Origin of the sequence: Pseudomonas fluorescens, from assembly GCF_900636825.1 — a bacterium.
GTDB classification, from domain to species: Bacteria; Pseudomonadota; Gammaproteobacteria; order Pseudomonadales; family Pseudomonadaceae; genus Aquipseudomonas; species Aquipseudomonas fluorescens_BG.
Genome location: NZ_LR134318.1, coordinates 1,171,799 through 1,192,909, shown reverse-complemented (window position 1 = coordinate 1,192,909; position 21,111 = coordinate 1,171,799). Strand labels below are relative to the sequence as shown.

18 protein-coding genes are annotated in these 21,111 nt (G+C 60.1%); 8 read left to right on the top strand and 10 right to left on the bottom strand.

Translation table 11 applies throughout. The features are described from left to right. Positions 1–94: 94 nt before the first annotated feature. The 5 genes from purT to EL257_RS05355 all read right to left on the bottom strand — a co-directional run bounded on the left by purT (position 95) and on the right by EL257_RS05355 (position 3,364). Complete coding sequence (gene purT / locus EL257_RS05375; protein ID WP_024011715.1) at positions 95–1,276, bottom strand: formate-dependent phosphoribosylglycinamide formyltransferase; 1,182 nt, start codon at positions 1,274–1,276, stop codon at positions 95–97. Positions 1,277–1,377: 101 nt separating this feature from the next. Next, entirely contained in the window at positions 1,378–1,845 is a 468-nt protein-coding gene (locus EL257_RS05370; protein ID WP_126360484.1) for a preQ0 transporter, read from the bottom strand. A 137-nt stretch (positions 1,846–1,982) separates the two neighbouring features. Continuing rightward, complete coding sequence (locus EL257_RS05365) at positions 1,983–2,198, bottom strand: DUF1289 domain-containing protein (RefSeq protein WP_126360480.1); 216 nt, start codon at positions 2,196–2,198, stop codon at positions 1,983–1,985. Then, a complete protein-coding gene (locus EL257_RS05360; protein WP_126360478.1) occupies positions 2,195–2,719 on the bottom strand; it encodes a gamma carbonic anhydrase family protein in 525 nt (174 codons plus the stop codon). The genes EL257_RS05365 and EL257_RS05360 overlap by 4 nt, the downstream gene beginning before the upstream one ends. A gap of 45 nt (positions 2,720–2,764) precedes the next feature. Next, complete coding sequence (locus EL257_RS05355) at positions 2,765–3,364, bottom strand: CoA pyrophosphatase (RefSeq protein ID WP_126360475.1); 600 nt, start codon at positions 3,362–3,364, stop codon at positions 2,765–2,767. A gap of 147 nt (positions 3,365–3,511) precedes the next feature. On the opposite strand from EL257_RS05355, the gene EL257_RS05350 reads away from it, so the two are divergent. The 7 genes from EL257_RS05350 to nagE all read left to right on the top strand — a co-directional run bounded on the left by EL257_RS05350 (position 3,512) and on the right by nagE (position 12,199). Next, entirely contained in the window at positions 3,512–4,066 is a 555-nt protein-coding gene (locus EL257_RS05350) for an NUDIX hydrolase (protein WP_126360473.1), read from the top strand. A gap of 74 nt (positions 4,067–4,140) precedes the next feature. After that, complete coding sequence (locus EL257_RS05345) at positions 4,141–4,656, top strand: L,D-transpeptidase family protein (protein ID WP_126360471.1); 516 nt, start codon at positions 4,141–4,143, stop codon at positions 4,654–4,656. A gap of 282 nt (positions 4,657–4,938) precedes the next feature. Continuing rightward, positions 4,939–5,670, top strand: coding sequence for a GntR family transcriptional regulator (locus EL257_RS05340; RefSeq protein ID WP_126360468.1), 732 nt, complete (start codon positions 4,939–4,941; stop codon positions 5,668–5,670). A 30-nt stretch (positions 5,671–5,700) separates the two neighbouring features. Continuing rightward, positions 5,701–6,807 (top strand): N-acetylglucosamine-6-phosphate deacetylase, encoded by a 1,107-nt coding sequence (gene nagA, locus EL257_RS05335; RefSeq protein ID WP_126360466.1) that lies wholly within the window; start codon positions 5,701–5,703, stop codon positions 6,805–6,807. After that, positions 6,788–7,810: an SIS domain-containing protein gene (locus EL257_RS05330; RefSeq protein ID WP_126360464.1), complete on the top strand. Its 1,023-nt coding sequence runs from the start codon at positions 6,788–6,790 to the stop codon at positions 7,808–7,810. The genes nagA and EL257_RS05330 overlap by 20 nt, the downstream gene beginning before the upstream one ends. 142 nt (positions 7,811–7,952) lie before the next feature. Continuing rightward, positions 7,953–10,466, top strand: a complete 2,514-nt coding sequence (gene ptsP / locus EL257_RS05325; protein ID WP_126360462.1) for a phosphoenolpyruvate--protein phosphotransferase — start codon at positions 7,953–7,955, stop codon at positions 10,464–10,466. A gap of 20 nt (positions 10,467–10,486) precedes the next feature. Next, positions 10,487–12,199, top strand: coding sequence for an N-acetylglucosamine-specific PTS transporter subunit IIBC (nagE, locus tag EL257_RS05320; protein ID WP_126360460.1), 1,713 nt, complete (start codon positions 10,487–10,489; stop codon positions 12,197–12,199). Positions 12,200–12,250: 51 nt separating this feature from the next. Here the strand turns inward: nagE and EL257_RS05315 are convergent, their stop codons facing one another. The 5 genes from EL257_RS05315 to purL form a co-directional block, all read right to left on the bottom strand. After that, positions 12,251–12,697: a hypothetical protein gene (locus EL257_RS05315; protein WP_126360458.1), complete on the bottom strand. Its 447-nt coding sequence runs from the start codon at positions 12,695–12,697 to the stop codon at positions 12,251–12,253. Next, positions 12,681–13,319 carry a DUF6036 family nucleotidyltransferase gene (locus tag EL257_RS05310; protein ID WP_126360456.1) on the bottom strand — a complete coding sequence of 213 codons (639 nt, stop codon included), beginning with the start codon at positions 13,317–13,319 and terminating at the stop codon, positions 12,681–12,683. Before EL257_RS05310 ends, EL257_RS05315 begins: the two co-directional genes overlap by 17 nt. A 286-nt stretch (positions 13,320–13,605) precedes the next feature. Next, complete coding sequence (locus tag EL257_RS05305; RefSeq protein ID WP_126360454.1) at positions 13,606–13,968, bottom strand: DUF6124 family protein; 363 nt, start codon at positions 13,966–13,968, stop codon at positions 13,606–13,608. Between the two features lie 1,133 nt (positions 13,969–15,101). Continuing rightward, on the bottom strand, positions 15,102–15,413 hold the full coding sequence (locus EL257_RS05300) for a YqfO family protein (protein ID WP_126360452.1): 312 nt from the start codon (positions 15,411–15,413) through the stop codon (positions 15,102–15,104). A gap of 5 nt (positions 15,414–15,418) precedes the next feature. Further along, the gene (gene purL, locus EL257_RS05295; protein ID WP_126360450.1) at positions 15,419–19,315 is read right to left on the bottom strand and encodes a phosphoribosylformylglycinamidine synthase; all 3,897 of its coding nucleotides are present in this window, start codon (positions 19,313–19,315) and stop codon (positions 15,419–15,421) included. Between the two features lie 285 nt (positions 19,316–19,600). Between purL and mltF the strand changes: the two genes are divergently transcribed. Then, positions 19,601–21,061 (top strand): membrane-bound lytic murein transglycosylase MltF, encoded by a 1,461-nt coding sequence (mltF, locus tag EL257_RS05290; RefSeq protein ID WP_126360448.1) that lies wholly within the window; start codon positions 19,601–19,603, stop codon positions 21,059–21,061. Positions 21,062–21,111 lie beyond the last annotated feature (50 nt).

Genomic DNA, 21,111 nt, shown 5'->3' with positions numbered 1-21,111 from the left:
CAAGCCCGCTCCCACAGGGATTTCTGCTGATCACAAATTTTGTGTACGGCAAAAACCTGTGGGAGCGGGCTCGCCCGCGATGGGAGCGACTCGGTTACAGCTCTACAACAACCGCCTGAGAAGCACGAGTCGCCTTGGCACGCGCGGCCTCGATCGACTCATCCCGCGCCAGCGCCACGCCCATGCGGCGCTGGCCATTCACTTCAGGCTTACCGAACAGACGCAGTGCAGTGTCCGGCTCGCTCAACGCAGCACCCAGGTTGGCGAATGCGGTCTGGGTCGACTGCCCTTCCACCAGAATCACCGCCGAAGCCGATGGGCCGAACTGACGAATCAGCGGCACCGGCAAACCTAAAATGGCGCGGGCGTGCAGGGCGAACTGCGACAGATCCTGGGAAATCAGCGTGACCAGACCGGTGTCATGCGGACGCGGCGAAACTTCGCTGAACCACACCTGATCGCCTTTGATGAACAACTCGACGCCGAACAGACCACGGCCACCCAGCGCTTCCGTGACAGCTTTGGCGACGCGCTCCGACTCGGCCAGTGCAATCGGGCTCATGGCTTGTGGCTGCCAGGATTCCTGATAGTCGCCCTTTTCCTGACGGTGGCCGACCGGTGCGCAGAACGTGGTGCCGCCAATGTGGCGCACGGTCAGCAGCGTGATCTCGTAATCGAAGTCGATGAAGCCTTCGATGATCACCCGACCTTTGCCGGCGCGACCGCCCTCTTGCGCATAATCCCAGGCTTTCTGTACGTCATCGGCGCTGCGCAGCAAGCTCTGGCCTTTGCCCGACGAACTCATCACCGGCTTGACCACGCAAGGGAAACCCAGGTCCTGGACGGCTTTGCTGTAGTCCTCGAAGGTGTCGGCAAAATGGTACGGCGAGGTCGGCAGGTCCAGCTCTTCAGCGGCCAGGCGACGGATGCCTTCACGGTTCATGGTCAGCTGCGCGGCGCGCGCGGTCGGGATCACGGTGAAGCCTTCGGCTTCCAGCTCGACCAGCGTGGCAGTAGCGATGGCTTCGATTTCCGGCACGATGAAATGCGGCTTCTCGGCTTCAATCACCGCACGCAGGGCAGCGCCATCGAGCATGTTGATCACATGGCTGCGATGGGCGACTTGCATGGCCGGCGCGTTGGCGTAGCGGTCGACGGCAATCACTTCAACGCCCAGGCGTTGCAGTTCGATCACCACTTCCTTGCCCAACTCACCACAGCCACACAGCAATACGCGGGTCGCGGTTGGCGACAATGGAGTTCCGATACGGGTCATCTCAGGTCCTCAAAGAAGCGGATCATCGAGGAAAGCAACGCCAGACGCGCTTTCCATGGGGGAGAAAGCGCGGCATTTTACATGAACCTGAGACTTTGGCTTCAGCCGGCGACAGCCTGTTTGCGATCGCGCCAGGCCATGATCAGCCAGACCGCCGTAACGCCGGCGAACTTGGACGCCAGCGCAGTAATGATCACCGGTGGCGTCAGCAGGTCGATCATGCCGAAGAAGATGAACGTGTCCAGCGGAATGCTCAGCGCCGAGCTGATCCACAGGCGATCCCGCAACGGCCGTTTGGTGATGCTGAACACCAGCCAGTCGATGCACTCCGAAACCGCGAATGCCGTAGCGCTGGCCAGTGCGATGGAAGGATCGGACGTCACATAGGACAGCACCAGCGCCGCCAGCATCGCCACAATTGCGCCATGGCCGAAGCGCGTTTGCACCATGTCGCGCAGGACAAAAACCAAGCCGCCCCATGCCGACCAGATGATGTCCAGGTGCGGTGCAGTGGAAAAGGCGAAGTTGATCAGCACGACGCTGCTGATGTAGGCGATGAGGAAGATCATGGAGGTGGCCTGTCGGATTGGCGCACAGATTACTTGAGTGCCCCGAAAAGCAAAAGATCGCAGCCTTCGGCAGCTCCTACAGGGGAAACGAATTTCAAATGTAGGAGCTGCCGAAGGCTGCGATCTTTTGATCTTCGCTACTTGTTCGGGATTGACCCAATCATCCACACCAACCCACTCGCCTTCGCCCGCTCATGACACAACCCCAGCACCACGCGGCGCTCGTCGTTGTTCATGCGGCTCCAGCGGGTGATTTCCTCAACTGTGCGCTGACATCCGGTGCACACATCGTCGTCATCCAATGCGCAGATATTGACGCAGGGCGAGGCGACGGGCCGTTCCACGGCGGTCATTCTTCCTGCTCTGCCAAGTCGCGCGCATAACGCTGAGAGTTATGCACATAGTGAGCGGCGCTGGCTTCGAGCATCTTCTTCTGCGGTTCGGTGAGTTCGCGCACAACCTTGCCCGGTGAGCCCATCACCAGCGAACCATCAGGAATCTCCTTGCCTTCGCCAATCAGCGAATTGGCGCCGATGATGCAGTTCTTGCCGATTTTCGCGCCGTTGAGAATCACCGCATTGATACCGATCAGGCTGTAATCGCCGACCGTGCAGCCATGCAGCATGGCGTTATGGCCAATGGTCACGCCAGTGCCGAGTGTCAGCGGATAGCCCATGTCGGTGTGCATCACGGTTCCGTCCTGCACGTTGCTGTTCTTGCCGATCAGAATAAGTTCGTTGTCGCCGCGCAGCACAGCGTTGAACCAGACGTTGGCGCCCTCTTCCAGTCTGACCTTGCCCACCAGCACGGCATTGGGCGCGACCCAGCTTTGTGGATGGGTTTCGACACGGGCGTCGCCCAGGCGGTATTTCATGGTGGTTTCCTCAGGGCTCGCGGTGCAGGCCATTCGAACGATGGCTCAGGTGTTGATAAAGCTTTTGGGCGGTTGGTGCAGACTGATCTTGGCGTCATAGAGCAGATTGATCAACTCGACGATCATCATCGCCGTCAGTCCCCAGATCTTGTACTCGCCAAATCGGTAACTGGGCACGTACCAGCTGCGCCCCTGATAGTCGATACGATGGGTATGTTCGCGAGGGTCTCTGCGAAAGAATTCCAGCGGCACGCTGAACACCGCAGCGATCTCGGCATCGTTGGCCTGATACTCAACGAAATCGGGAATGACGCCGACATACGGCGTGACCTTGATGCCATGCAATGAGATCAATGGACTGAGCGGGCCGATGACCTCGACCAGGCCGGGCGGCAGGCCGATTTCTTCGTCAGCCTCGCGCAGCGCGGTGAAGATCAGGTCCGGGTCTTCCGGATCGCGCCGTCCGCCGGGGAAAGCGACTTCGCCGCCATGGGTCGAGAGACCGCTGGCGCGCAGGGTCAGAACCAGTTCCGGTTGGTCACTGCGGGTAATTGGCACCAGAACGGCGGCTTCGGGGAAACGTGCGTCAGTCTCCAACGTGCGCGGTGTATGGTTGCTTACCCTGTGCAGTAGCTCGTCCAGCATGAGTGTTCTCGATCAGTGCCTTACCCCGCATCATGCACCAATCATTGCGGCCGCCCAAGCCCCCGAATTCAGCCATGTCGCGAAACGACAACTTGCCGACCGACACCGCCGCACGCCAAGATAGGCGCAGCATTCAGGAACCCGAGCATGAAATTTTGCAGCCACTGCGGTAACCCGGTCACCCAGCGCATTCCCGAAGGCGATTCGCGGCTGCGATTTGTCTGTGACAGCTGTCAGACGATTCACTATCAGAACCCCAATATTGTCGCCGGCTGCGTGCCGACCTGGGGCACCCAAGTGCTGCTGTGCCGCCGCGCCATCGAACCGCGCCTCGGCTACTGGACGCTGCCGGCCGGTTTCATGGAAAACGGCGAAACCATCGAACAGGCCGCCGTGCGCGAAACCGCCGAAGAAGCCTGCGCGCGGGTGCGCAACCTGAGCATTTACACCTTGATCGACGTGCCGCACATCAGCCAGGTGCACGTGTTCTTCCGCGCCGAGCTGGTGGATCTGGACTTCGCCGCCGGCCCCGAGAGCCTCGAAGTGCAACTATTCGACGAAGCCGACATTCCGTGGGATGAGCTGGCTTTCCGCACGGTGGGACGTACCTTAGAATGCTTCTTCGCTGATCTGCGTGTTGAGACCTATCCGGTTCGTTCGGAATCGATTCCGCCGTTGGTGCAGCCGGTGATTGTCGGTTAGAAGATCAAAAGATCGCAGCCTGCGGCAGCACCTGCACAAAACCTGTTTGCTTCACTCCTTGGGGAATCGTTTCAATGCGCTGGTTGCTTGCCCTGTTCTGCCTGTCGTTCGTTATCGTCTCCCAAGCGTCATTCGTGACTACCGTGACGCCTGCGAATACCCCGCTCATCGAGAAAGTCCTGGTGCTTAAATCGACCCATCAGCTGCAACTGATCGCCGACGGCAAACCGCTGAAGACCTATCGCATTTCGTTGGGCAAGGGCGCGAAGAAAGGTCCGAAACTGATCGAGGGCGACAAACGCACGCCGGAAGGTTTCTATTGGATCGACTGGCGCAAGACCAGCGAAAAATTCAACTTGTCGATGCACATCTCGTACCCGAACATCAGCGATTCCGCCCGCGCGCGGCGTGAAGGCGTCGAACCGGGCGGGATGATCATGATCCATGGCACGCCGGATTCGGCAGACAACCCGGAGCAACTGTTCCACACCCTCGACTGGACCGATGGCTGCATCGCCATGCGCAACGTCGACATGCGCGAAGTGTGGAACCTGGTGCCGGACGGCACGATGATCGAAATTCGCCCTTAAGCCCGACCGCTGGTCACCCGCAAAAAAATAAATCAAAAGATCGCAGCCTTCGGCAGCTCCTACAGAGGTGATACCACTTCAACCTGTAGGAGCTGCCGAAGGCTGCGATCTTTTGCTTTTCAGCGCCCGCCTGTAATACCACTTCAGGCCACACTCGCTCAAAGTCCCGAGATACGCGGGCTACAGACGATTTCACCGCGTTGACATGGTATTCAAGTGGTATTAGCTTTCGCCCGACAACCGACTTAAAACAATCCTACATCGGTGCCGGAATCGACTGACATGAATGACCTCCAGGCCTTACGCCCCGACGACGCCCAGCCGACACCGCTGTACTTGCAACTGGCGCGTAATCTGGAAGCGGCGATTCATGCCGGGCAGTGGAAGGCCGAACAGGCGATGCCGTCCGAGCGCAACCTCAGCGACCAGCTCGGCATCTCCCGGGTCACCGCGCGCAAAGCCCTGGAAGTCTTGCTCGAACAAGGCCTGATCCGCCGCCTGCAAGGTTCCGGCACATTCATCACGCCGCGCCTGGAACAACCGCTATCGCGCCTCTCCGGATTCAGCGAAATGCTGCGCTTGAAAGGCTTCGCCCCCAGCTCGCACTGGCTGGAGCGGGAGATCACTCTGCCGACCCACGAGGAACTGATCCGTCTCGGCCTGTCGCCGAACGACAAGGTCGCGCGCATGAAACGCCTGCGCAAAGCCGATGACACGGTGATGGCGATCGAGATGAGCACCCTGCCCGCCGCGATCATGCCCAAGCCGCAAGCAGTGGGGGATTCGCTGTACGAATACCTCGACGGCATCGGCAAACCGATCGTCCGTGCCCTGCAGCACATCCAGGCAATCAATGCCTCGGATGAGTTCGCCGCTCTGGTCGGCATCGCCCCCGGCACCGCCATGCTGCTGATGACCCGGGTCGGCTACCTGGAAGACAACACCCCAATCGAAGTAACCGACACCTATTGCCGCAACGATTACTACGACTTTGTTGCAGAGCTGCGTCGCTGATCAGCAACCAAGCCAAACGAGAGAACCGAAATGTCCGAAGACAACATCCTCACCGCCAGCGGCTGGGTTCGCGGCCGGCTGATCCACGAACACGGCAAGGTCGTGTCGATCGAAGGCGTGCCCTGCGATCCGGCCGATAACGATCTGCCGTATCTGCTCCCCGGTTTCATCGACCTGCACGTCCACGGCGGTGGCGGCAAAGACATTATGGAAGGCGCGAGTGCCTTCGAGACCATCAGCAAAACCCACGTGCGCTTCGGCACCACGTCACTGCTTGCCACCACCATGACGGCGCCGAGTGCGGAGATTTCCAGTGTCCTCAAAGAGGTAGGAGAATTCTGCGAACAGCGACCGAAAGGTGCTGCGAGAGTGCTCGGCGTACATCTTGAAGGCCCTTACATCAATCCGGGAAAACTCGGCGCGCAACCGAACTTCGCCCACACCGCGTTGATGGCCGAAGTCGAAGAATATCTGGCACTGGCGCCGATCCGCGTGATCACCATCGCTCCGGAAATCGCCGGTCACGACGCGTTGATTCGTGAGCTGAGCAGCCGCGGGATTCGCATGCAGATCGGCCACACCCTCGGCAGTTACGAGGAAGGCGTTGCCGCACTGGCTGCCGGCGCAACCAGTTTCACTCACTTGTACAACGCCATGAGCCCGCTGCATCACCGCGAGCCCGGCATCGTCGGCGCGGCACTGGCCCACGCCAGATTTGCCGAGCTGATTCCGGATTTACTGCATGTGCATCCCGGCGCCATTCGCGTGGCCCTGCGCTCGATCCCGTGCCTGTACTGCGTCACCGATTCGACCGCCGCCGCCGGCATGCCCGACGGTGAATACAAGCTCGGCAGCCACACCGTGACCAAATGCCTGGGCGGCGTGCGTCTGCCCGACGGCACCCTGGCCGGCAGCACCCTGACCATGGATCAGGCCCTGCGCAATCTGGTGAAGATCGGTCTGCCGATCGCCGAAGCCTCGCAGCGTCTTTCGCAATTTCCCGCCGATTACCTCGGCATCACCGAACGCGGGCGCCTTGCACCCGGTGCCTGGGCCGACTGCGTACGGCTCGATCGCTCACTCACACTGACCGCCGTCATGGTCGAAGGAGAAGACATTGACTTCAAAAATGCTTGAAGAGGCGCTGTCCTCGTTCGAGGCCGTGCAAGCCCAACTGCAACAGCTCGACCCGGCGATGATCGAGATCGCCGGGCGCCTGCGCCGCCAGCCGCCGCAAGTGGCGATGACCGTTGCGCGCGGCAGTTCTGACCACGCGGCAAGCTATTTCGCCTACCTGGCCATGCAGCAAATCGGCGTGCCGGTGGCATCGTTGCCGATGTCGGTGGTGACCATGCAGCAGGCGCCATTGAAGGTCAGCGGTCAGGTCGCGTTCGCCTTTTCGCAGTCGGGGCAGAGCCCGGATCTGGTCAACAGTCTGCGCCTGTTGCGCAAGCGTGGCGCCCTGAGCGTATCGATGGTCAATGCTGCCGATTCGCCATTGGAAGCGGCGTGTGAATTCAGCGTGCCGTTGCTCGCCGGGACGGAAAGCAGCGTTGCCGCGACCAAGAGTTTTATCGCCACCCTCAGCGCCAGCGCCCGCTTGATCGCGCACTGGAAAGACGACAGCGAATTGCTCGAGGCCGGCAACGCTCTGCCTGAAGGTCTGCGTGAAGCCGCCAAGCAAGACTGGAGCGTGGCCATCGAAGCACTGCGCGATTGCGAGCGCTTGATGGTGATCGGCCGTGGCGCCGGTTTCGCCATCGCTCAGGAAGCGGCACTGAAATTCAAGGAAACCTCGGCGATTCAGGCCGAAGCCTTCAGCAGCGCGGAAGTCCGTCACGGCCCGATGGCGCTGATCGACGAACATTATCCATTGCTGGTGTTCGCCCCGCGCGGCGCCGAGCAGGCGGGGCTGTTGAGTCTCGCGGCAGAAATGCGTCAGCGCGGCGCCCGCGTATTGCTCGCCGCGCCGGATGACGTCAGTGAACGCGACCTGACCCTGAGCCGCGCCGAACACCCGGCCCTCGACCCGATTCTCGCGATTCAGAGTTTCTACGTGATGGCTGCCGGCCTGGCCGTGTCCCGAGGCATGGACCCGGACCAACCGCGCCACCTGAGCAAAGTAACCCGCACGCACTGATAGCGGCTAAAGGATGTAACTCCATGTAGGAGCTGCCGAAGGCTGCGATCTTTTGATTTTGATTCACAGGAAACAAGATCAAAAGATCGCAGCCTTCGGCAGCTCCTACAAGGGCCAGCGAAATTACTGATGAGACCGAGCCATGCACAACAACAATAAAGAGCTGACCCTCAGCGCCCCGCTCAGCGGCCCGGTGCTCACGCTCGCCAAAGTCCCGGACGCGGTGTTCGCCAGCGGCGCAATGGGTGACGGCATCGCCATCGACCCGATCAACGACACGCTGTACTCGCCGTGCGCCGGGGTGATCATCCACGTCGCCCGCACCGGCCACGCACTCACCGTGCGTGCCGACAACGGCGCGGAAATCCTCCTGCATCTGGGCCTCGACACCGTTGAACTGAACGGCGAAGGTTTCTCGATGCTGGTCAAGGAAGGTGGTCGCGTGACTCAGGGCCAGCCGTTGTTGCGCTATGACCTGGACAAGGTCGGCCAGCAATGCAAAAGCCTCGTCAGCCTGTTGATCCTGACCAACAGCCAGGATTTTCAGGTGCGACCGATCACGCTTAAAGCGGTGAAAGTCGGCGAACCGTTGCTGCACATTGTGGCGCGCAATGGTTCGGCAGCGAGCGCTGCAGTCGTCGGCGGGCCGGAGGTTCAGGGTCATGTGTTGGTGGCTCATCGCGGCGGCCTGCATGCGCGTCCCGCAGCGCTGATCCGCCAGATTGCGCAAGGTTTCAACAGCCACTCGCAGCTGCACTTCGCCGGCAAATCGGCACCGTGCAACAGCCTGATCGGTTTGATGGGGCTGGCGATTGGTGAGCAGGATGAAGTGCAGATCAGTTGTCAGGGCCCGGACGCTGAAGCGGCGCTGCAAGCGTTGCTCACGGCATTGGCGACTGCCCTGCCCGAGGATCATCACGCCGCCGCGCCAGTTCACGTTGCACCGCTCAAGCGCCCGGCCGAGGCTGGAGTGTTGCACGGTGTGTGCGCCGCGCCGGGATTCGTCGCCGGGCCGCTGTTCCGTTTGAATGCGATCAGTCTGCCGGCAGATCCGGGCAACCACGATCCGCTGCAACAACAGCAGGTTCTCGATGCGGCGCTGACTCTGGTGCGCAACGAAATCGACGGCACCCTCGCCCAAGCAAAAAAACACAAGAACGCCGACGAAGAAGCAATCTTCGCCGCGCACTTGGCGTTGCTGGAAGACCCGGCGCTGCTCGACGCGGCACAGCATTCCATCGAACAAGGCACTGCGGCGACTCACGCCTGGAGCCAGTCCATTGATGTGCAGTGCGAAGTGCTGCACCGCACCGGCAGCGCACTGTTGGCCGAGCGCGCCAATGATTTGCGCGACCTCAAACAACGTGTTCTGCGCGCATTGCTCGGCGAAGCCTGGCACTACGACGTGCCGGCCGGCGCCATCGTTGCCGCGCATGAACTGACGCCGTCGGATCTGCTGCAACTCAGCGCACAAGGTGTCGCCGGGTTATGTATGGCCGAAGGTGGCGCGACTTCACACGTCGCAATTCTCGCTCGCGGCAAAGGCCTGCCGTGCATGGTTGCACTGGGTTCGGCGCTGCTTGATCAGCCGCAAGGACAATCGGTTGTGCTCGACGCCGACGCTGGCCGCCTCGAATTGACGCCCAACGCTGAACGTCTGGCTGAAGTTCAGCAGGCGCAGATTGATCGCCAGCAACGTCGCGAAGCTCAACAAGCCAAAGCTCACTTGCCCGCCGAAACCCGTAACGGCGTGCACATCGACGTCGTCGCCAATGTCGCCTCCAGCGCTGAAGCAGCGGACGCCTTCGCCAACGGTGCCGATGGTGTCGGCCTGTTGCGCACCGAGTTTCTGTTCGTCGATCGTCAGACGGCCCCGGATGTCGGGGAACAACGCAGCGCCTATCAAGCGGTCCTCGACAGCATGGGCGATAAATCGGTGATCATCCGCACCATCGACGTCGGCGGTGACAAGCAACTCGACTACCTGCCGCTGCCGGCCGAAGCCAATCCCGTGCTCGGCCTGCGCGGCATTCGTCTGGCTCAGGCGCGCCCGGAAATCCTCGATCAGCAATTGCGTGCGTTGTTGCAAGTCAGCCCGTTGCGCCGTTGCCGAATCCTGTTGCCGATGGTCACCGAAGTCGAAGAACTGCTGCACATCCGCCAGCGTGTCGAGGCGTTATGCCTGGAAATGGACATCATGCAACGCCCGGAAATCGGCGTGATGATCGAAGTGCCTGCCGCCGCGCTGCAAGCCGAACAACTGGCCGAACACGCCGACTTCCTCTCGATCGGCACTAACGATCTGTCGCAATACACCCTGGCCATGGACCGCGACCACGCCGGTCTGGCCGCGCGGGTCGATGCGATGCACCCCGCGCTGCTGCGCCTGATCGCCATGACCTGCGAAGGCGCGGCGGTGCACAAACGCTGGGTCGGTGTGTGCGGCGCCCTCGCGTCGGATCCGTTGGCGACGCCCGTGTTGATTGGTCTGGGCGTCACCGAACTGTCGGTAAGCCCGGTGCAGATCGGTGAAATCAAGGATCGCGTGCGCCAAGTGCATGAAGCCGAATGCCAGCGCCTCAGCCGCGACCTGCTCAGACTCAGCAGCGCCGCCGCGGTACGTCACGCCTGCCATCAACATTGGCCTCTGCGCTAACAAAAAAAAGGAAGAACGCCATGTATCAACTCTTCATCGAAGGCTTGCAGCGCCTCGGCCGCGCGCTGATGCTGCCCATCGCGATCCTGCCGATCGCTGGCCTGCTGCTGCGCCTGGGTGACACCGATCTGCTGAACATCGCGATCATCCACGATGCCGGCCAAGTGATCTTCGCCAACCTGGCGATGATCTTCGCCATCGGCATCGCCGTCGGTTTCGCCAAGGACAACAACGGCACCGCCGGCCTCGCCGGGGTGATCGGTTACCTGGTGATGATTTCCACGCTCAAGGTGCTCGACGCGACCATCAACATGGGCATGCTCGCGGGGATCGTCAGCGGTCTGATGGCGGGCGCGCTGTACAACCGCTTCAAGGACATCAAGTTGCCGGAGTACCTGGCGTTTTTTGGCGGACGGCGTTTCGTGCCGATCGTCACCGGGTTCGCGGCGGTTGGTCTGGGCGTGCTGTTCGGCTACATCTGGCCGCCAATCCAGCATGGCATCAATGCTTTCGGCGCACTGATGATGGAGAGCGGCAGCATCGGCGCGTTCGTGTTTGGCGTGTTCAACCGTCTGCTGATCGTCACCGGTCTGCACCACATCCTCAACAACATGGCGTGGTTCGTCTTCGGCAACTTCACCGACCCGACCACGGGTGCACTGGTGACCGGCGACTTGTCGCGCTACTTCGCCGGCGACCCGAAGGGCGGCCAGTTCATGACCGGTATGTTCCCGATGATGATCTTCGGCCTGCCAGCCGCGTGTCTGGCGATGTACCGCAACGCGCTGCCGGAACGCCGCAAGGTCATGGGCGGGATTTTCCTGTCGATGGCGCTGACCTCATTTCTGACCGGCGTGACCGAGCCGATCGAATTCGCCTTCATGTTCCTCGCGCCGCTGTTGTTCCTGCTTCATGCGCTGCTGACCGGGTTGTCGATGGCGATTACCAATGCGCTGAACATCCATTTGGGCTTCACCTTCTCGGGCGGTTTCATCGACATGATTCTCGGTTGGGGCCGCTCGACCAATGGCTGGCTGGTGATTCCGGTAGGCCTCGCCTACGCGGTCATCTACTACTTGGTCTTCGACTTCTGCATTCGTCGTTTCAATCTGAAAACGCCGGGGCGTGAGGATGTCGTTGCCAGCGAGAAAGCCGTACTCACTGAAAACGAACGCGCCGGGGCGTACATCAAGGCGCTGGGCGGTGCTGAAAATCTGCTCACGGTCGGCGCCTGCACCACTCGGCTGCGCCTGGAGATGGTCGATCGCAACAAGGCTTCGGACACAGAGTTGAAAGCGTTGGGCGCGATGGCGGTTGTGCGTCCGGGCAAGGGTGGGAGTTTGCAGGTTGTGGTTGGGCCGATGGCCGACAGCATTGCTGATGAGATTCGCTTGGCGATGCCTGCATTGGGGCGTGCTGTTTTGGTTGAAACCGCTGTTGTTGATGAGCCGAAAGTTGTGGCCGTTGTCGGTGCCGAGGCGCAGCAGTGGCTGAACGCGTTGGGCGGTGGCGAAAATGTGTTGCAACTGGATTGCATCGCAATGACGCGGATCCGCCTGCAATTGGCGAATGGCAAGGCGTTGTCGGAGGCGCAGTTGAAAGAGCTGGGCTGCCAGGGGGTTAGCCAATTGGACGGCGGGGTCTGGCATTTGCTGGTGGGGGATAAGGCGGCGAGTTTGAGTGGGGCGCTGGAAAGCCTGGTCAATCGAAACGAGGTTGGTGCGAAGGTTTAATCGAAACAAAAAAACCGGCTTAGGCTGGTTTTTTTTGCCGATGGATTCGGTTCAGGATGAATGCTGTTCCGCTTGGTAATGGCGGGTCTGAAATGGCATCAGCGTTTGAACCTTTAATCCCAGGCTTTCTGCTAATCCCCAGGAAATGGCCAACTCATCTTTGCGATTGCGTAATGAAACCTTCGTTTGGGGCTCAACATCCTGCTTCGGCGTCGAGTGTGCGAAAAGCTCCAACGCATGAAGCGTTTCCAATACGCGGGTATCAGAGACACACGAGAATCGCGTAAATCGCTCCAGCAAATAGGCAGCGCGCCGGCGTTCAATATCATCACTGTGACGCTTCAAAAAGGCCTTAACTTCGCTTTCGACATTTGAATCCGAGTACCAGACCTCTTTCGCAGCATTCACGAGTGCAACGTCATCGGCCTGATTCAGAGGACTTCTAACGAGGGTGTCCAACGCGGATGAGAGAACGTGAGCGTCATTCAGCTTCGTCATCTGCTTTCTCCAGATAGTCTTGCAATATGTTGCTCAGAACCGAGGTCGGTTGCGCTTTATTGCCAACATATACATCAATTGCCTGCAATGCCAGACGCCGGAGCTCGCTGGTCAGTATGAACCCACACCTCAGAAGCGCATTGATGTCTGCGATATCGTGATCCGTAGCCCTGCCCAGCTTTGTAATGGCTATGTCGACGGGCGCAGCAATATGGATGTGTAGAGGAGACTCCAGCGAAAACTCTGACATGGGAATACTTCGCGACCAATAATCCTCATGAATCGGGCCAAAGCTTGTGTTGTACTGCAAGTCGTAGTTCAGCTCCATCTTTCGAGCAGAAAGCTCATCGACAAAGGGCTCCGGCACTTCCGCCAGTAGTGTGCGCAAGTCGAATCCTGCCGGAATGCATGCCTCATAGATTTCCGCGTCGACATCCAACGATATGCGGTGATGGGTGTAGAGGTGAACTGCGCATCCTCCAAACACAATGACCTTCACCGCTCCCGGTGCTGAGTTCTCTTGAATCAGTTCCGCCTCGACTGACCTGAACATCGATACCAGGGCCCGCCCCAGCGCTGTGTTTGTGTCAATGCGGGGTGTGACGACGGGAAGTAGCTCCATTTCAACCTCTGAGTCATGTCGATGGCTTCAGCGAAAGGAGCAATATCCCGTTAATCGGTCTATTTGCGAGCTCGCTGTTTGCCAGAGACAACCGAAGGTAGAGAGGCAACTTCCGAGGGACAACCTGAAAAACTGGTAGGAAAAATCCGTTATTTGATGAGGTACAGGAAGTATTCCGACAACTGCGAAAACGCTTTCGCGAGCAAGCCCCCTCCCACAAAGCATGCATTTCAAATGTGGGAGCGGGCTTGCTCGCGACGAACGATGATACGGTGAACCTGATAAATCAGGTTTGTGGATCGACTCGATCCAGTGCCCGGTTTACTGCAAGTTCGGCGAGCATGATGATTTGCTGGATGGCCAGGGCGGTGCTGCGTTGCAGGCCGCCTAGCTCGGTGGCGAAGTTGCTTGCCATGGCATTTGCCGAAGCCAACGATTCACAAGCGTGGGCGAGCAGGCTTTCGGTGTCGACGTCGGGGTGGACGAGGAACATGGTGCTCGGTTGCCGCGGTTTGGCGGGTTCGGGGCTGAGGTAGAAATCGAGGGCGCGTTTGATGGCTTCGCGGTTTTTGGCGAGGTCTTCGGCGTGGATGGCGGCTTCGAGTGGGGTGGTGGTTTCGGGGGGTGGATCTGGTATTAGCTTGTCCAAAATTCAACTCCTGCTATTGCAAGTGAGAATGCCATCGTTCGCCGGATCTCACGCGGCGAAGAGGTGGCAGCTATGTGCAGGGTGAGATCCACCGGAGCAGGCAACCGGCCAGACCGAAGTCTGCCCGCACACAGCCGCCATAACACAGGCAGCAGATTGAGCTGGCGCCAATTATCGTAGTGTTGGCGCTAGTTGCAAGCTTTCCGGGGATCTCACGCCCGGTCGCTGAATTGCCAGCGACAGGCAAAGACTAGAGAGCGAGCGTCCGACGGACAACCTGAAAACCTTGTGGGACGGTTCGGCGAATTCGACACAGATTTAAACAGATCTAATTTCCTTGGAGACTGGACTGGCCCCATCGCCAGCAGGGCTGGCTCCCACAGTTGGAGAAGGTGCATTCAGACAGAGATTGGTCGGCTGCCAGGCCGCCATCGCTGGCAAGCCAGCTCCCACAGGGATTGAGTACGTCTTCGGGTGATTGGTTGGTTGTGAGGTTGCTATCGCGAGCAGGCTCACTCCTACAGTTGGATTGAGTACATCTGCAAGTAACAGGTCGGCTGTCAGGCCGCCTTCGCTGGCAAGCCAGCTCCCACAAAATCAAAATCAAAAGATCGCAGCCTGCGGCAGCTCCTACAAAGGATGAGCTCAAGATCGCAGCCTTTGGCAGCTCCTACACAGGATGAGCGCAAGCTCGACAACGCTTTTGATCTTGATCCACGGGCGACGTCGGGAGGCTGAGTGGAGGGATCGATCCGGGCGTGGGAGCGCAGCGACCGTTCGACGAAGTCGAACACAGCGAGAGGAGGTGCAGCGAAGCAAACCGGAGGCGCTGCGCCCGGATCGATCCCGCAGCGAAGGGACCCCGAGCCTCAGCGAGCGGGCCGAACGTTGGAGCAAGCCTTTTGGGTTACCTTTTCGGCGTTTGGAAAGGTGACCCGCCGTAAGGGCGGAACCGTCAGCCGCAGCAACCGAAGAAACGGATATTCACCCAGTCAGCCAGAACATGGCCGCCTGTCAGGGCGCCATCGCTGGCAAGCCAGCTCCCACAGTGGAACGAGATCACCCACAAAATCGGGGCAACAAAAAACCCGCAGACAATCACTCATCTGCGGGTTTCTTGTAATAAGCGGTTATCAGAAATCTTCCAACCGCCACACCTCATAAGCCGGTGTTTCGTAGGGATGACTCAACTTGAAAGCCGCCACAACAGCAACAATCAACTCATCCGCCACCACAAGCTCAACCTTCCACTCCTCGACCCGCTCAACCTGCCCCGCCTCACCAATAAACGGCTGACTGCCGTCCAATGGCCGAAACTGACCAGATCCAAGCACCTGCCACGCACAGTGGTCATAGTCACCAATCCGCCCACCACCCGCAGCGAACACAGCGTTCTTGACCACCTCGACATGACTGTCAGGAACAAAAAACCCGAGCTTGTACACGACGCTTAGTTAACCCACACACGCGCGTTACGGAACATACGCATCCAAGGTGCGTCCTCGTTCCAGTCTTCCGAGCGCCACGAGTTCTGCACCGCGCGGAACACCCGCTCCGGGTGCGGCATCATGATCGTCACGCGACCGTCACGGCTGGTGAGACCGGTAATCCCGCGCGGCGAACCGTTCGGGTTGGCCGGATATGCCTCGGTGACCTTGCCGTGGTTGTCGACGAAACGCATCGCCACGCAACCGGACAGATCTGCTTCCAGCAGTGCTTCTTCGCTGGCGAATTCGGCGTGTCCTTCACCGTGGGCGATAGCGATCGGCATGCGCGAACCGGCCATGCCCTGCAGGAAGATCGAGTTCGATTCCTGGATCTGCACCATCGCCACCCGCGCTTCGAACTGCTCGGAGCGGTTGCGCACGAAGTGCGGCCAGAACTCGCTGCCCGGAATCAGCTCGTGCAGGTTGGACATCATCTGGCAACCGTTGCAAACGCCAAGGGTGAAACTGTCGTTACGCTCGAAGAAACCCTGGAACGCATCGCGGGCGCGGCTGTTGAACAGTGCCGACTTGGCCCAGCCTTCACCAGCGCCGAGGACGTCGCCGTAGGAGAAACCACCGCACGCCACCAGACCTTTGAACTCGTTCAGGTCGACGCGGCCAGCAAGAATATCGCTCATGTGCACATCGATCGCGCTGAAACCGGCGCGGTCGAATGCCGCCGCCATCTCGACCTGACCGTTGACGCCCTGCTCACGCAGCACGGCAACCTGTGGGCGGATGCCTTTTTTGATATAAGGCGCGGCGATGTCCTGGTTGACGTCGTAGCTGAGCTTGACGCTCAGGCCCGGGTTGTCTTCTTCCAGCAGCGCGTCGAACTCTTGTTCGGCGCAGTCGGCGTTGTCGCGCAGACGCTGGATCTGATAGCTGGTCTCGGCCCACTGACGTTGCAGCAGACGACGCTGACCTTCGAACACGGTGTCACCGTTGAAGGTGATGTTGATCTGGCCATTGTTGATCGGCTGACCGATCACCGACACGCAGTCGCCCAGACCAGCAGCACTGAATTGCGCGAGGATGTCGGGCGTGGCGTCCTGACGAACCTGGATGACGGCACCGAGTTCTTCGTTGAACAGGATTGCGGCGATCTCCGAGGCGGATTCGGCAACGCTGTCCAGATTCAGGCTCAGGCCGCAGTGGCCGGCGAAGGCCATTTCCACCACGGAGGTCAGCAGACCGCCGTCGGAGCGGTCGTGGTAAGCCAGCAAGTGACCGTCGGCGTTGAGGCCCTGGATCACCGCGAAGAAGGCTTTCAGGTCTTCAGCATCATCGACGTCCGGCGCATGCTTGCCGAGTTTGCCGTGGACTTGCGCGAGGATCGACGCACCCATGCGGTTCTGCCCGCGACCGAGGTCGATCAGGATCAGGTCGGTGGTGCCCTTGTCCATGCGCAGTTCCGGGGTCAGGGTCTGACGGATGTCAGCCACTGGCGCGAAACCGGTCACGATCAGCGACATCGGCGAGGTTACGGTCTTGTCTTCGCCGTTATCGTTCCAGCGCGTGGCCATGGACATCGAGTCCTTGCCAACCGGAATGGTGATGCCCAGCTCAGGGCACAGCTCCATGCCGACCGCTTTCACTGTGTCATACAGACGCGCGTCTTCGCCGGGGTGGCCAGCGGCCGACATCCAGTTCGCCGACAGTTTGATGTCGGAGAGCTTGTTGATGCGCGACGCGGCGATGTTGGTCAGGGTTTCGCCGATGGCCATGCGGCCCGACGCCGGAGCGTCGAGCAGTGCCAGCGGAGTGCGCTCGCCCATCGCCATCGCTTCACCGGTGTAGACATCGAAGCTGGTGGCGGTGACGGCAACGTCGGCCACCGGCACCTGCCATGGGCCGACCATTTGGTCACGGGCAACGAGGCCGGTGATGGTGCGGTCGCCGATGGTAATCAGGAAGCTCTTGCTCGCCACGGCCGGGTGATGCAGAACGCGTTCGATGGATTCGGTGATGTCGAGGTTCGACGGATCGAAGTCATCGCCCAGTTCAGCTTCGCGAACCACCGAACGGTGCATGCGCGGCGCTTTGCCCAGCAATACTTCCAGCGGCATGTCCACCGGGTTGTTGCCGAAGTGGCTATCGGTCACGGTCAGTTGCGGCTCAGCAGTCGCCTCGCCGACTACGGCAAACGGGCAACGCTCGCGTTCGCAGATCGCCTGGAAGCGCTCGAAATCTTCCGGGCCGACCGCCAGAACGTAACGCTCCTGGGATTCGTTGGACCAGATTTCGTGCGGGGCCATGCCCGGCTCGTCATTGGGAATGTTGCGCAGTTCGAAACGGCCACCGCGCTCGCCGTCATTGACCAGTTCCGGGAAGGCATTGGACAGACCGCCCGCGCCGACGTCGTGGATGAAGCTGATCGGATTCTTGTCGCCCAGCTGCCAGCAACGGTCGATGACTTCCTGGCAGCGGCGCTCCATCTCAGGGTTTTCGCGCTGCACGGACGCAAAGTCCAGATCCGCCGAACTGGTGCCGGTTGCCATCGACGAAGCCGCGCCGCCGCCCAGACCGATCAACATGGCCGGGCCGCCGAGAACGATCAGCTTGGAGCCGACAACGATCTCGCCTTTCTTGACGTGTTCTTCGCGGATGTTGCCCATGCCGCCAGCGAGCATGATCGGCTTGTGGTAACCGCGCACTTCGTCACCGTGCGGCGTGCTGATCGCTTGTTCGAAAGTACGGAAGTAGCCAGTCAGGGCCGGACGACCGAATTCGTTGTTGAACGCGGCGCCGCCGAGCGGGCCTTCGATCATGATGTCCAGTGCGGTAACGATGCGCTCAGGCTTGCCGTACGGTACTTCCCACGGCTGCTCGAAGCCGGGGATCTGCAGGTTCGACACGGTGAAACCGGTCAGGCCAGCCTTGGGCTTGGCGCCACGACCGGTTGCACCTTCGTCGCGGATTTCGCCGCCGGAACCGGTCGACGCGCCCGGGAACGGAGCGATCGCAGTCGGGTGGTTGTGGGTTTCAACCTTCATCAGAATGTGCACCGGCTCCTGCACCGCGCCGTACTGGCGGGTTTGCGGATCCGGGAAGAAGCGCCCGGCAACGTTGCCGACGATCACCGAGGCGTTGTCCTTATAAGCGGACAGCACGCCTTCGCTGTGCATCTGATAGGTGTTCTTGATCATGCCGAACAGGCTTTTTTCCTGGCTCTGGCCATCAATATCCCAACTGGCGTTGAAGATCTTGTGACGGCAGTGCTCGGAGTTGGCCTGGGCGAACATCATCAGTTCGATGTCGTGCGGGTTGCGCTTGAGACCGTTGAAGGCGTTGACCAGGTAGTCGATTTCGTCTTCGGCCAGGGCCAGGCCCAGCTCGGTATTGGCCTTTTCCAGTGCGGCGCGGCCGCCACCGAGGATGTCGATCGCGGTCAGCGGCTTCGGCTCGGCGTGGCTGAACAGACCGGCGGCCTGCTCGAGGTCGCCCAGCACGATCTGCGTCATGCGGTCGTGCAGAACGTCAGCGATCTGCTGCGCTTCGGCTTCGCTGAACTGCCCTGCAACATAGAAGGCGATACCGCGTTCCAGGCGCTGGATCTTGCTCAGGCCGCAGTTGCGGGCGATGTCGCTGGCCTTGCTCGACCATGGCGAGATGGTGCCGAAACGCGGCAACACCAGAAACAGACGGCCGGTCGGCTCTTGAACCGGAACACTTGGGCCGTACTTCAGAAGGCGCGCAAGCACCTGCTGTTCGTCGCCGGTCAGGACGCCGGTGACTTCGGCGAAGTGAGCGAATTCAGCATACAGGCCACTGACAGCTGGAACCTTCTGGCTCAGTTGCTCAAGGAGTTTGCTGTGGCGAAAGGCAGAAAGGGCAGGAGCGCCGCGCAGGATCAACATCTTCGGGACAGCCTCGGGAAGGGGTGTGCTTTGAGGCCGTGCATTCTAGCCTAAACCGACCTCAACATCACCCGAAACGCTACGCACGGTTGCATTCGGATACCGATCTGTGTTTCCGACTTCAGAGTCAGGTAAATCGAGCCTGTCACGGGGGCTTATTTTTACTGTAACAAAAACCCGTCCAGGCACGTTTCTGCGGGGTTTCGTGCGAATTTGTGATCAATAGCAGACTCGTCCTACGCTGTCGAGATATGGCGCCCGTGGCCGTTTGCGTATACTGCGCAGATGTTTTTCCCAACGGCTTTGCGTCCGCGGTACGCCAAATGGCTGATCGCAACCGGACTCTTCCTGATGCTCGGTGGCTGTGTTGATAAACCCAACACACTCGAGCGCGTAAAGGAGGATGGTGTGCTGCGGGTGGTTACCCGTAACAGCCCCGCCACCTACTTTCAGGATCGCAGCGGTGAAACCGGCTTCGAATACGAGCTGGTGAAGCGTTTCGCCGACGATTTGGGTGTGGAACTGAAGATCGAAACCGCCGACAACCTCGACGACCTGTTCAATCAGATCGGCAAACCGAACGGCCCGGTGCTGGCCGCCGCCGGCCTGGTCAGCAGTGAACAGCGCAAGAAGCAGGTACGGTTCTCGCACTCCTATCTCGAAGTCACCCCGCAAATCATTTATCGCAACGGCCAATCCCGGCCGACCGACGCCGGTGATCTGGTCGGCAAGAAGATCATGGTGCTCAAGGGCAGCACCCACGCCGAGCAACTGGCCGAGCTGAAACAGAAATATCCCGGCATCGAATATGAAGAGTCCGACGCAGTCGAGGTGGTCGACCTCCTGCGCATGGTCGATGAGGGCCAGATTGATCTGACGCTGGTCGACTCCAACGAAGTGGCGATGAATCAGGTGTATTTCACCAACATCCGCGTGGCTTTCGACCTCGGTGACGCGCGCAGTCAGAGCTGGGCGGTAGGCCCGGGCGAAGACAACAGCCTGCTCAACGAAATCAACGATTACCTCGACAAGGTGCAGAAAAACGGCACCTTGCAGCGCCTGAAAGACCGCTACTACGGCCACGTTGATGTTCTCGGCTACATGGGCGCCACGACGTTCGCCCAGCATTTGCAGCAGCGCCTGCCGAAATACGAACAGCACTTCAAGAATTACGCGAAGAAAGAGAAAGTCGATTGGCGCCTGCTCGCCGCGATCGGCTATCAGGAATCACTGTGGCAGCCGACAGTCACCTCGAAAACCGGCGTGCGCGGCCTGATGATGCTGACCCAGAACACCGCGCAGGCGATGGGCGTGTCCAACCGCCTCGATCCGAAGCAGAGCATCATGGGCGGCGCCAAGTACCTGGCTTACATGAAGGACCAGCTCGACGATTCGATCAAGGAGCCGGATCGCACCTGGTTCGCCTTGGCGGCTTATAACGTTGGCAGCGGTCACCTGGATGACGCGCGCAAGCTGACCGCTAAAGAAGGGTTGAATCCGGACAAGTGGCTGGATGTGAAAAAGATCCTGCCGCGCCTGTCGCAAAAGCAGTGGTACAGCAAAACGCGTTACGGCTACGCCCGCGGCGGCGAGCCTGTGCATTTTGTGGCGAACATCCGCCGCTACTACGACATCCTGACCTGGGTGACCCAGCCCCAGCTTGAAGGCGATCAGGTGGCCGAGGGCAATCTGCATGTGCCGGCGATCGACAAATCGAAACCGGCGCAAGAGCCTGCCCCGCTCTGACAGCAAAAGATCGCAGCCTTCGGCAGCTCCTACAGGGTTATGTGTACACC